At 31.0% G+C, this 13379-nt stretch carries 11 protein-coding genes; 2 read left to right on the forward strand and 9 right to left on the reverse strand.

Annotation, left to right across the window (positions count from 1 at the left end; translation table 11 throughout):
* Positions 1 to 6 precede the first annotated feature (6 nt).
* The 7 genes from T410_RS13840 to T410_RS13870 form a co-directional block, all read right to left on the reverse strand.
* Positions 7 to 3003 (reverse strand): glycoside hydrolase family 3 N-terminal domain-containing protein, encoded by a 2997-nt coding sequence (locus T410_RS13840; RefSeq protein ID WP_035672806.1) that lies wholly within the window; start codon positions 3001 to 3003, stop codon positions 7 to 9.
* 13 nt (positions 3004 to 3016) lie between these two features.
* On the reverse strand, positions 3017 to 3499 hold the full coding sequence (locus T410_RS13845; protein ID WP_035672808.1) for a hypothetical protein: 483 nt from the start codon (positions 3497 to 3499) through the stop codon (positions 3017 to 3019).
* Between the two features lie 37 nt (positions 3500 to 3536).
* Positions 3537 to 4289 carry a phosphatase PAP2 family protein gene (locus T410_RS13850; RefSeq protein WP_152556959.1) on the reverse strand — a complete coding sequence of 251 codons (753 nt, stop codon included), beginning with the start codon at positions 4287 to 4289 and terminating at the stop codon, positions 3537 to 3539.
* Between the two features lie 63 nt (positions 4290 to 4352).
* The gene (locus T410_RS13855; protein WP_035672811.1) at positions 4353 to 5144 is read right to left on the reverse strand and encodes a (Fe-S)-binding protein; all 792 of its coding nucleotides are present in this window, start codon (positions 5142 to 5144) and stop codon (positions 4353 to 4355) included.
* A gap of 113 nt (positions 5145 to 5257) precedes the next feature.
* Positions 5258 to 6589, reverse strand: a complete 1332-nt coding sequence (locus tag T410_RS13860) for a (Fe-S)-binding protein (RefSeq protein WP_035672813.1) — start codon at positions 6587 to 6589, stop codon at positions 5258 to 5260.
* 4 nt (positions 6590 to 6593) lie between these two features.
* Positions 6594 to 7559 (reverse strand): MlaD family protein, encoded by a 966-nt coding sequence (locus T410_RS13865; protein ID WP_035672816.1) that lies wholly within the window; start codon positions 7557 to 7559, stop codon positions 6594 to 6596.
* A gap of 46 nt (positions 7560 to 7605) precedes the next feature.
* Entirely contained in the window at positions 7606 to 8772 is a 1167-nt protein-coding gene (locus tag T410_RS13870; protein WP_035672818.1) for an N-acetylmuramoyl-L-alanine amidase, read from the reverse strand.
* 83 nt (positions 8773 to 8855) lie between these two features.
* On the opposite strand from T410_RS13870, the gene T410_RS13875 reads away from it, so the two are divergent.
* Positions 8856 to 11603: a putative LPS assembly protein LptD gene (locus tag T410_RS13875; protein WP_081897849.1), complete on the forward strand. Its 2748-nt coding sequence runs from the start codon at positions 8856 to 8858 to the stop codon at positions 11601 to 11603.
* A gap of 134 nt (positions 11604 to 11737) precedes the next feature.
* On the forward strand, positions 11738 to 12118 hold the full coding sequence (locus tag T410_RS13880; RefSeq protein ID WP_035672820.1) for a RidA family protein: 381 nt from the start codon (positions 11738 to 11740) through the stop codon (positions 12116 to 12118).
* Here T410_RS13880 and T410_RS13885 read toward each other — a convergent pair.
* Both T410_RS13885 and T410_RS13890 read right to left on the reverse strand, forming a co-directional pair.
* Positions 12099 to 12473, reverse strand: coding sequence for a methylglyoxal synthase (locus T410_RS13885; RefSeq protein ID WP_035672822.1), 375 nt, complete (start codon positions 12471 to 12473; stop codon positions 12099 to 12101). The genes T410_RS13880 and T410_RS13885 overlap by 20 nt on opposite strands.
* A gap of 5 nt (positions 12474 to 12478) precedes the next feature.
* Positions 12479 to 13330, reverse strand: a complete 852-nt coding sequence (locus T410_RS13890; RefSeq protein ID WP_035672825.1) for an N-acetylglucosamine kinase — start codon at positions 13328 to 13330, stop codon at positions 12479 to 12481.
* Positions 13331 to 13379 lie beyond the last annotated feature (49 nt).

Below are 13379 nucleotides of genomic sequence, written 5' to 3' on the forward strand. Positions count from 1 at the left end.
AATATTTTATTTTATAATTGCATTATAAATTACTTCTTGAATATCTTCTCTTATATTCCCCTTAGACAATTTATTTTCAGTCGCTAATGGAAAAGTTCTATTAGAAAGAAATACATAAACAATTTTTGTTTCCGGATCAGCCCAAGCCATAGTTCCAGTAAAGCCAGTATGACCAAAACTTGTCATGGATGCACAACCACATGTAGGCCCTTCTGTACCTAATTGTGGTTTATCAAAACCAACGCCTCTCCTATTTCCTGCAGCACAAAAATAGCACGTATTGAAATCATTAAAGGTTTTCTCTGAAAAATACTGGTGATTTCCGTAATTTCCTTTTTGAAGATAAAGTTGCATCATTTTAGCAACATCCATAGCATTAGAGAAAATACCTGCATGACCGGAAACTCCACCTTCTAAAGCTGCTGAAAGATCATTTACATACCCTTGCAAAATTTGATGACGAAAATAAGTATCTATTTCCGTTGGAGGTATTCTATTTTTATCAAACTTTCTCAATGGGTTAAAAGTAGAATTATTCATACCCAACGAATTATAAAAATTCTCTTGAATTAAATCATCCAGTTTTTTCCCTGTTGTGTTTTCTAAATAGTCTTTAAGAATCATAAAAGTTAAGTCACTGTACTTGTATTCTTTTTTTAATGACAATTTACTTTTGATTATCATTTTCATTATTGTGTCATGAAAATCATTTCTCACAAAAAGACTATCCCCTAATTGCTTAGAAAACTGTTCCTCAGAAACTTTTCTGAAAAATCTCTCAGAAGGAAATTTAGATCTATCAATTGTAGCTTTATAAAAAGGAATTCCAGCAACAAGTCCAGCATAATGTGACAATAACTCTTTAAAATGAATGTCTTGCTTATCTGTATTTTTAAAAATTGGAGACATTGAACCCAAAGTGGTTTCTAAGTTAATTTTTTGCTGATCATATTGTAGCATTACATTAGGTAATGTAGCTAAAATTTTAGTCAGTGAAGCCACATCGTAAATATCCGAATCTTTAACTTTTATAGTTGAATCATATGTATGATAACCAAATGATTTCTGATAAATAACTTTTCCATTTTTGGCAACAAGAATCTGAATTCCCGGTGTCATTTTAGCACTGATTGCTTTTTTAGCAAGTACATCAATTTGCGATAAAACCGCAGAATTCATCCCTACATTTTCTGGAGTTGCAAAACCCAATCGATTTACTTTTTCAGTTGTTAAGCCATCATTTACTTTAAAACTTGTATTTATAGATACTGGTAATTTACCTTTGGCATCAATAGCCCCAAAAATTAATTCAGCAGAAACTATTTGCGCTATATCATTATTTTGATAAGAAACTACTAACCCTTCCACATCATCAAAATTAGTAATTGGCAACAAAGAATACGGTTTTGCAAAAACGTCTAAAATGACATTATTATTCTTAGCTAAAAAATTGATTTTTGCTAATTCTTCCGAATTTAAATCGCCATTTTTGAAAGCTACATCTGATTTATGAACCCCTATTATTACAGTCGTAAAATCTTTTAATTTAACTTGTAAACTATCCAGATTACGATCCGAAAAAACAGTCACATCAGCATATTTCTTTAATGTTGACGCAAAAGAATCATTAGTATCATCCCCTATTTTTACATATGCTATTTTTTGGCTTTCTAAATTTTTTATTGGTAAAACTGAAGTTGTATTTTTCAATACCGTAATGGCATTTTCATACAACTCATAATTTAGTGCTTCATTTTCAGGAGAATTTAATTCGCTATACAAACCATTGGTTACAATAGGCTTAAAGAAATTTAAACCAGCTTTATATTTAAATTTCAATATTTTTTTAACCGAAAAAGCCAAACGTTCTTCTGTTATTAAATTAGTAGAATAAGCAAGTTTAAATTTTTCAATTGCTAATGGTACATTTTCGGGAAATAATAAAACATCATTTCCTGCCATAAAGGCTTCAAAATTTATTTCACTGGGTATATTATAACTACTGATTCCTTTCATATTCAGAGCATCAGTAAATATAAGACCTTTGAAACCCAACTCTTTTTGAAGAATATTGGTTACTACATTATAAGAAATTGATGAGGGAAAATTAGGTCTTGATTCTAAGCTTGGAACATTTAAATGCCCCACCATTACAGAAGAAAGTCCTTCATGAAACATTTTTTTGTAGGGATAAAATTCTATTTTTTCTAATCTTTCTTTCGAAAAATTTATTGTTGGTAAACCTTTATGAGAATCAGTTTCAGAATCCCCATGACCCGGAAAATGCTTCCCTGTAGAAAATACGCCTTGACTTTGAACCCCTTTCATTAATGCTATAGCCCTTTCAGTCACGTTATATTTATCCTCTCCAAAAGAGCGAAAACCTATAATCGGATTTCTTGGATTAGTGTTAATATCAAGAACTGGGGCGAAGTTAAATTGGATTCCTAAGCGCTTGCTTTGTTGTCCCATTTGAACACCAACTTTTTCTATTAATTTCATATCTTGGATGGCTCCAAGAGTCATATTCCAAGGATAACGATACGTAGAATCGAGTCGCATATTCAATCCCCACTCTGCGTCATTACCAATAAACAAAGGGATTTTTGATTTAGATTGAAAACGATTGGTAAGATTTGCTTGACGAACCGGTCCTCCTTGAAAGAAAATCAATCCTCCAATTTTGTTTTCCTTTATGAGTTTATCAATTGCGTTAAAGTGAACACTATCCTTATTAGAGTATGCAGCAACCATAAATAATTGCCCTAATTTTTCATCAAGGCTCATTGCATTGTAAAGACTGTCTACCCATTTATTACCTTCGCTTGATAATTCGAAAAGTGTAGAAACATTACTAGAATTTTCACTTTCAAGATTCTCAATTTCAGTCGGAATATCAGTTAAAATTATTTTTGGCTTATTAATTTTTGTTCCGACACAACTAGTGGCAACAAAGAAAAATAAGACATAAAAAAAAACAATTTTGATGCCTATTTTTTTCATTGAACTATTTTATTTAAAAAAAGCGACTATGCCAGCTATCGATGGCTGGAACTTCCCAAGACTCATTATATTCTTCTATATTATTAACCAAGTTATTGAAAACAATTGTGTTTTCAGTAACGGCTTTATCTTTAACCATTTTCTTAAAATCAATTAAAGGCTTGTGGGCAATATGCTCTCCTAATTTGAAAGTCACATTCATTTTGTCCAACAAATCGACATTGTATTTTTGTTCTAAACTTTGGATAAACTCTACTGAAGAATCAATAGAACAACCTGTTGCAGCTTGAACATCTTGATTTACGGCAATAATAATAAACCTATTGTATTTTAATTGGTAAGATGATTCTAAACTGGTACCATGTGCAGCCCAACTTTCAAGAAAAGATTGCAAGGCAGTTTCAATTTCAGAAAACTCCTCATCCGAAAATTTTCTATTCGATTGATAAATCCATATTTTGGATTCTTCTGGTAAATTTTCAAATGGAATATACATATTATTTTTTTTATAATTAATTGTACTACTATCATGATTAAAAAACAGTTACAAGACCAAAACCTACTTGCTTTCCATCATAATAAGGTATAAATGTTGATTTTTTATTTGTGTTCTTTTTGGATACTAATAATTTATTTATGGCAGGATACAACCAATAGCCTGCTTTTGCACTTAATATCCCAATTCCAGCTCCTGCAACTACATCAGTAAACCAATGACGGTTATTATACATTCTAAATACTCCCGTCCCTGTAGCAACAACATACCCAGAAATTCCATACCAAATGGAAACATCTTTATATTCTTGATATAATAATTCAGCTCCCATAAACGCTGTAGCCGTATGCCCTGAAGGAAAAGAGTTAAAACCGGAACCATCAGGTCGTTCCACTTTAGTTATTTTTTTTAAACTATTCACTGTTAATCCCATAATTAAATAGGAGGTTGCAACAATAATAGTTTTATCTCGAATATTATTTTTTCCTTTAATTCCTAAAGCACTCAAAGCATATACTGAGGCAACAGGGGCATATTGAGAAAAGTCATCAATTGAAAATTTTCTATCTATATTTTCTTTTACCTCTTCTCTAATTTCAAAATTGAATGCTTCTAATTGATCACTACCAATTCCAATTATCCCATACCCAATTAAAGCTACGGGAATAATCAATTGTTTTGCCTTAAACTGTATTTGGTAATTGTTTTTAACTTTTAAAGTATCAATACTAGCAATTGAATCCTTTTTATCCAAGGTTTGAGCAAATGAAACAAAACTTACAAGTATCATTATGAAAAAAATAGTTTTATTGTAAATCATAATAAATAAGATGAAAGTTAAAAGAATATAACCCTACAAATCTTGAGCATTTGCAATTAATTCTGCAATGTCCATCACTTTTACATCTGCCTCTTTTTCCTTATTTTTAATACCATCAGTCATCATAGTATTACAAAAAGGGCAACCCGCAGCAATAATTTCTGGTTTTGTTTCTAATGCATCTTCCGTTCTCTCAATGTTGATTTCTTTATTTCCAGGTTCAGCATCTTTGAACATTTGCGCACCACCGGCGCCGCAACATAATCCATTAGCTTTAGAACGTTTCATTTCTACTAATTCTGCATCTAATTTAAGAATTAAATCTCTTGGTGCCTCATAGACATTATTAGCTCTACCTAAATAACATGGATCATGGAAAGTGATTCGTTTTCCTTTAAATTGCCCTCCTTCAATTGTCAATCTTCCATCATCTAACAATGATTTTAAGAACTCCGTATGATGTACCACTTCATATTTACCACCTAATTCAGGATATTCATTTTTCAACGTATTAAAACAATGCGGACAAGCAGTAACAATTTTTTTAGCTTCATACGCATTAAGAACCTCAATATTCATCATAGCTTGCATTTGAAACAAAAACTCATTACCCGCTCTTTTAGCTGGATCTCCAGTACAACTTTCTTCTGTACCAAGAACTGCAAAAGATACATTTGCACGATTTAAAATTCGCACAAAAGCTTTTGTTATTTTTTTTGCTCTATCGTCAAAACTTCCTGCACAACCTACCCAAAATAAAACTTCAGGTTGTTTTCCTTGAGCTAACATTTCAGCCATTGTTGGCACTATTAAACTTTCTGACATAATATTATATTGATTCGGTTATTCGCTTAAACTTTTATTTGGCTATTAGTTGATTTAATTATTCGCGTATTCAGTAATTTGTTGATTCATTAAACAAACAACCAATTAAACAACTATTCATTTTTCCAATTCAAACGATCTTGCTGATTGTATTGCCATGGTGCTCCATTATTTTCTATATTGCTCATCATAGCATTTATTGGCATTGGTGCGGCACTTTGTTCCATTACTAAATAACGTCTCATATCTATAATAATAGACAAAGGACTTATACTTACCGGACATTCCTCAACACATGCGTTACATGAAGTACATGCCCAAAGTTCTTCAGGTGTAATATAATCGTTTAATAATGATTTATTATCCGGAACAAAAATACCTTTATTAGCATCTATATTTCTTCCTACTTCTTCCAGTCGGTCTCTTGTATCCATCATAATTTTTCGAGGAGACAATTTTTTTCCTGTAATATTGGCAGGACATGAAGAGGTACAACGACCGCATTCGGTACACGTATAAGCGTTCAATAATTGTACCCAATTTAAATCCAGAACATCGCTTGCTCCAAACTTAATTGGCGCCTCAGTTTCGTTAACTGGCACAGCAGCAAATGGATCAGCATTAGGATCCATCATCATTTTAACTTCTTTAGTAACAGATTCTAAATTGTCAAATTGACCTTGTGGATTTAAATTTGCAAAAAAGGTATTTGGAAAAGCCAATATAATATGCAAATGTTTTGAAAAATAGAGATAGTTCATAAAAATCAAAATCCCGGTAATATGCAACCACCAAAATATTTCTGTAAGAAGCATTACCAACTCATTTGACATTCCATTAAATAATGGCTCAATAAATTGACTTATGGGAAATGAACCAGCTTTAATAAAATGAGAGAAACCTCCTGGTATATTTTGCAAATGCAAATCAGAAGCATTCATTAACAAAAATAATGTCATCAAAACAACTTCAAAATACAAAATATAATTGGCATCTTTTTTAGGAGAACCATTCAAATCAGTACTTGAAAATCGTTTTAACTTAATTATGTTTCTTCTTATCCAAAAAGCAAAAACAGCAACTAAAACTAAAAGAGCCAAAATTTCAAATGAAGCAATCAATACATCATAAGCACTTCCTAAAAAAGCAAAAATTCGATGAGTACCAAAAAGACCATCAATAATAATTTCCAACAACTCAATATTGATAATTATAAATCCTAAGTAAACGACAATATGAAGAGACCCCGCAATAGGTCTTTTTACCATTTTAGATTGTCCTAGAGCTATCATAGCCATGTTTTTCCAACGCTGCTTAGCATTGTCTTTACGGTCTATTGTTCCTCCAAGATTAATATTTCTAATGATTTTTTTTACATTGCTATAAAAATAACCAAAACCAATCCCTAATAATATAGCAAATAATATATTGTCTAAATAGTCCATATAACTAGTTTTTCGATTTAGTTATCGTATCGTTTTTTGGAGCAACATAAGGTTTATTTTTTTTTCCAAACAAAGAAATATTAACATATCTAGTAGGAGAAAGTCTTACATCCTGAAGTAATAATTCTAATTCTTTTGTTGTTGCTTTAATATTTTCGTAGAAGGCATCATCATTTAATAATTTTCCCATAGAACCTTTTCCCGATTGTAAATCAGTCATAATAACATCAACTTTGGCTAACGTTTTATTCAAGTTTTTAACGGTTTTTCCAAGATCAGCTTTATTCAACGAATCCGATATTTTAGAAAAATTACCAGATATTTTATTAAAGTTAGTTACTGCGCCTTTTATTTGAACTTTATTATCGTCTAATAGAGCATTAACACCTATTGTCGCTTTATGAAATTGCTCCATGGTTTTACTTAACTCAGCCAAACTAACCTTTAAATTTTCTTGTCCGTTTTTATCTAAAACATTATTAATTCCTGATATTAATTTATCAGTGTTAACCATTATTTTTTCTAACTTTTCCTGAAGAGGAGCTAATTTATCAGCCACTTTATCTGTAAGCCCTAATTTAGTTTCTCCCTGCAATTTTTGACCATCAACCGCTAGTGTTTTATCACTAAAATTAGGATAAATAGCAATTTGCTTTCCTCCAATGAATCCAGGTTCATATAAAGCAGCGGTACTAGATTTAGAAATTGGAAAATCAGTTTTCATTTGCAATTCAACTAATAATTTTCCTGTGCTTACATTTAATGTAATTCCATTTACTTTTCCTACAATCAAGCCATTTAGAGTTACAGGAGATGATGTAGCTAATCCTTCAACATTATCATATTCTACATAAAATGTTTTATAATTTGTAAAAAGGTCTCTTCCTTTTAAAAAACTATAGCCCCAAATGAATAATAAAATTGATGCAATGACTAATATGGCAGTTTTAATTTCTCTAGTTATTTTCAAAATTTTTTTTTTGCAAAATTAATATAAAATATCCAACTTGTTATTATTATTTAAGTGCTTCTTGAACACTAATTTTTTCACCATTTTTAAATGCAATTAAAAAAGCAGAATTATACCCTTTATCTTTTGCTTCCTGTAATTGTCTTTTTGCTTCATCATAATCTGAAGTCTCGCCATACATGTATTTATAAACTCTATTGTCATATGAAATAGAGATGTTTTTTAGCCCTTTGAAATTTTTAGGGGCTAACTCCACTTTTTTTACACTTGCCGAAAGTTGTACTTTAAATAAAGGCTGAGAATCACCCGCACTTTTTATTGTTTTTTTGAGTTCAGATGAATTTAAATTTACTTTTGATTTTACAGGAGATGAAGTATCTTTTATTGGTTTGTCAAAAATTTTCTGAGATGGTTTTACATCAATAATTTCAGTTTCACCATTTCCATAATAATCACTTTTATAACTTACAATAGCCTCAGCAATAGCTTTCGCAATTTCATTTTGTCCATCTTCAGAGTCTAAACGATTTCCTTCCGTAAAATTAGAAATAAAACCCATTTCAATTAAAACTCTGGGCATATATGCTTTATGCAGCACCATATATGGGGCTTGTTTAACTCCTCCGCCTCTTATTTTTTTACCCAATAATTCAAATGCATCTTCAACTTTGCTTGCCAATGAAATACTATTATCTAAATATTCCTCTTGCATCAAGGTCATACCTATCATTGTTTCAGGAGAATTAGGATCAAATCCCTCATATTTTTGTTTATAATCTTTCTCTAAAGTTATAACGGAGTTCTCTTTTTTTGCCGCTTCTAAGTTTGAAGCAACTTTTGTCATACCCATTACATAAGTTTCAGTCCCAAATCCTTCCGTATTTCTATTTGCATTACAATGTATCGATACAAAAATATTAGCATCAGCTCTATTCGCAATATTAGCCCTTTCTACTAAATCTATAAAAACATCCGTTTTTCGTGTATAGATTACATCCATTTTAGGCATGGATTCTAAAATTTTACCTACTTTTAGTACTACTGCAAGTGCAATGTTTTTCTCTACGTGTCCATTGTAAACGGCCCCAAAATCATGAGCTCCATGACCTGCATCCAATGTTACTTTAAAAATATTTGATTGCGCATAAATACTAAATGAACCAACTGTAAAAAGAAGGGTAAATAATATTTTAATTTTATATGAAATATGCATAAATTTAAAAGTTAATTTTAATTAAAACACTACGGTTATAAATTCTTTATTTGATTATTTTTGACAAAAAATAATATGTAAGTTTGACATGTCAAAAAACAAGCCATAATTTTACAAAAATAGCATTTAAACCTTTGCATACAAACTTATTTAATATCGTTTTATTATCAATTTTCCTAACAATGGGAGCTGGTAAATTATATTCTCAAGATACAACAAAAAAAGCAATAGCTATAGCTACTAAAAAACAAAGAGATAGCTCTAAAACCGTTGTTAATAATCCTAAAAAATCGACTCCAATCCTTAAAAAGGAAACTGATTCCATAAAAATAGATACTGTTAAACCCCAAAAAGCCTTTCTTGATGGTAAAGTAAAATACAAGGCTGAGAAATATGTAAAAATTGATCAAAAGAAAAAACTGATCACTTTATACGATAAAGCAGAGCTATATTATCAGGATGTCGAATTAAAATCTGGTCTTATCGTCATGGATTATGAAAAAAACGAAGTGTATGCTGGCCGAATAAAAGATTCTACTGGAGCTTACAAACAATATCCAAACTTTAAGCAAGGAACTAATGTTGTAGAACCTGATTCAATTCGTTTTAATTTCAAAACAAAAAAAGCATTGATCTGGAATTCAAGATCTGATAAAGGAGAATTTAAAATAAAAGCGGCAATTACTAAAAAAGAAAATGACTCTGTATATTTCTTAAAAGGTGCTCGATTTACCACATCTAAAGATATTGATAATCCAGAATATTATTTCCAAACGAACAAAGTGAAATTTATTCCAGGAAAAAAAGTAGTAACTGGCTTAACTAATATGGTCATTGCTGATGTACCTACACCTATAGCTTTACCATTTGCATTTTTCCCAATGAGTAAAGAGACCAGCGTTTCTGGATTAATTTTACCAAGTTATAATGATTCGAACACAAGAGGGTTTTCTTTACAAAATGGAGGATATTATTTTGCCCTTAGCGATAATTACGACTTAACAGTTTTAGGAGATTATTATACCAATGGAAGTTATGGATTGCGTTTTGAGTCTAGTTATGCTGAGCGATATAAATATCGCGGAAATTTAAATCTCCGATTCGAAAATTTAATTACAAGCGAAAGAGGTTATCCTGATTATTTAAAACAAAAAATTTATAACATTCAATGGTCACATTCAAAAGACTCTAAATCAAACCCAAACTCAAGTTTTTCAGCATCCGTCAATCTTGGAAGCAGTAAATATTTCAGACAATCTATAAATCAGGCAAATATTGGATCTAATCTTAATAATACTTTAAGCTCTTCGATTTCTTACAGTAAAACATTCAATTCAGTACCCCAAGTCAGAATGTCGTTGACAGCAACCCATTCTCAAAATACACAAACTGAAGAAATCAATATGACTTTACCAACACTGCAAGTAAGTGTAGACCGTTTATATCCATTTGTAGGTAAAGATGGCGTAAAAAAGGGGTTCTTTAAAAACATCAATCTACAATACAACTTGAGCGGTAAAAATAGTATTGTTACAACCGATTCTTTATTCTTTAAGCCTCAAATGTTTCGAAATGCAAAAACAGGTATTGAACATACAATTCCAATCAGTACCAATTTTAAATTATTCAAATATTTTAGCGCTTCTTCATCCTTTAACTATAGAGAAGTTTGGTATACCAAGACGATCAACAGGAGTTATGATGAAGAACAAAGTAAAGTAGTCGATAATATTGTAAATGGATTTGATGCTTATCGAACATACTCTTTTTCATCAAGTTTAGGAACAACTATTTATGGAACATTTAATTTTGGAGCAAACAAAAAAATAAAATCAATCCGCCACGTAATGCGACCGTCAGTTTCATATGGCTACACACCTAGTTTTGAAAAATATTACGATACATATGCTTCAGATGCAACTGGGACTATGACAAAGCAATATTCTCGCTTTGAAGCTGGGATTTTTGGAGCGCCAGGTATTTCAAATTCTAATACGCTAGGATTTGATCTAAGCAATACTTTTGAAGCTAAAGTTACTGATAAAGACAGTACTAAGGTCGAACCTAAAAAGGTAATGCTACTTAATAATTTAAACCTTTCAACTAGTTATAATCTTAATGCTGATGGAAAAACATCCCTTGCTTGGTCACCGGTTCGAGTTAGCGGTGGAACACAACTTTTTGCAAATAAAATGAATGTTAATTTTGGAGCGACTTTAGATCCTTATGCCATTGATAATTCAGGTACTAGAATTAATGTTTATAACATTGACAATGGCGGGAGTTTATTTAGAATGACAAGTGCCAACATGACTTTGAATTATGCTATTTCAAGTAAAGATAAGGATAAAACTAAGAAAGATAAAAACGTTCAAAGCGAAAGAAATGGAGGTCGTGAAGATGATTTATTTGGAACAAATACTAATTTAAACGACAGTAAAAAAAGTCAATTTAGTGATAGTGAAGAAGAAGAAGAAGATAAAATTTCTGAATTCTTCAATGCAAAACTACCATGGGACATGACCTTTGCCTACTCTTTGACCTATGGAAATAGTAATAGAGAAAAGAAAATCATAGGGAATTCCATAATGATTTCAGCCAATGCAGACATCAGTCCAAAATGGAAAGCTGGTGTATCAACCGGTTATGATTTTGTACAAAAAGGCGTTACTTTCACTCAATTACGTTTTGAAAGAGATCTATTAAGCTGGAGAATGGATTTTAATTGGACACCATTTGGAACAAATGCTAATTGGGGCTTTTTTATCGGTATAAAATCCGGTGTATTAAGTGATATAAAATTTGATAAAAGAAGTAGAACTAACAGATAGTTTTACACCTTTTAATAAAGAAATTTGAAGTGAATATAAAAATATAAATTCTTTAAGAAAAAATTCTCCTTAAAAAAATAAGCTATAATACTAAATTATAGTTTTCAGTTATAATAATTAAACTCTACAATATTATGAAACAGATAATTTTTACTGAAAATGCTCCAACACCAATTGGCCCATATAATCAAGCAGTTCTTAAGGGAAATACACTTTATACTTCTGGCCAAATTGCAATAAACCCTGTAACTGGTGAATTAATTACCGAAACAATTGAAGCCGAAACTGAACAAGTTATGCTAAATATGAAAGCAGTGTTGGATGCTGCCGGAATGACGTTTGAAAACGTAGTAAAAGCTACAATTTTCATAATGGATATGAATGACTTTGGAAAAATAAATACTGTTTATGGTTCTTATTTTAACGAAAAAACCGCTCCAGCTCGTGAAACGGTTCAAGTGGCTTCTTTGCCAAAAAATGTAAATGTTGAAATTTCTATGATTGCAGTGCAATAGCATTTAATAATAATTGTGCCGTTGCCTCATTTGTAGCCAATGGCACATTATGTACATCACAAACACGAATAAGCATATTAATATCAGCTTCATGAGCATGACTTGATAATGGATCTTTAAAAAAGAAAACCATTTGAGTTTTACCTTCAGCAACTCTGGCAGCAATTTGAGCATCGCCTCCTAAAGGACCTGAAAGCATTTTAGTCACTTTGAATCCTGACTTTTCAGCTTTACCTCCCGTTGTCCCAGTAGCAATTAACTGAATTTTTTCTTCTTGTAAAACCGCTTTGTTTTTTTCTAAAAACTGAACTAAATCTGCTTTTTTACCATCGTGTGCAATAATTGCAATCTCCATAAAAATTATTTATTAGCAATATGATACGCAATAAGTCCATCAATTGGTCTTCTTAGTACGTTACCTAAATTTAATTCATATTTATCAAAAGTCTCTTGCAATTCCTCTTTTAAGTAAAATGCTATAGAACCTACAAAATGTACAGGTACGTCTTTACAGTTATCATATTGTTTAATATAATTCTTTACAAAAGATTTCATTCCTTTGAAAATAATTTTTCTGCAAAATTCAGTTTCTTTATGTTGAATTAAGAACTTGGCGAATGTTGCTAAATATGCATTTGGATTTGGTTCTTTATACAATTTACTTTTGATAGCATCCGGATCCAAATCGTATAATTTTTCAAATTCAACGGCCAATTCTTTCGGCATTTTGTTGAAATAATACTTTCTAATTAATTCTTTTCCAAAAACGTTACCACTACAATCATCCATAGCAATATAACCTAATGATTGAACTTTTTGATGTAATTCTTTACCATCAAAATAACTGCAGTTAGATCCAGTACCTAAAATACTAACAATTGCTTTTTCACCTTTAGGTGTTGTTGCATATACAGCTGCATAAGTATCCTCTTCAACAACTATAATTGCGTTTGGAAAGTAGTTTTGAAAAATTTGTGAAAGTGCAACTTTCATTCTTTCAGTTCCACATCCAGCTCCATAAAAGAACAAATGGGTTGCTTCTTTTTTATTTTGTAAAATATCAAAACGATCATTTAATCGCTCAACTATTTCATCTCCTTCCAAAATTTCTGGATTCAATCCCAATGTTTGCGTTGTAAACAACACTTTCCCATCATCATCTATCGCAATCCAATCAGCTTTGGTAGAGCCACTATCAACTAATAATCTCATTTTTTTTGGTTTTTTTGGTTTTTTTGTATTTCGTATTACTTATTTAAAA

The organism is Flavobacterium sp. 83 (genome assembly GCF_000744835.1).
Classification (GTDB): Bacteria; Bacteroidota; Bacteroidia; order Flavobacteriales; family Flavobacteriaceae; genus Flavobacterium.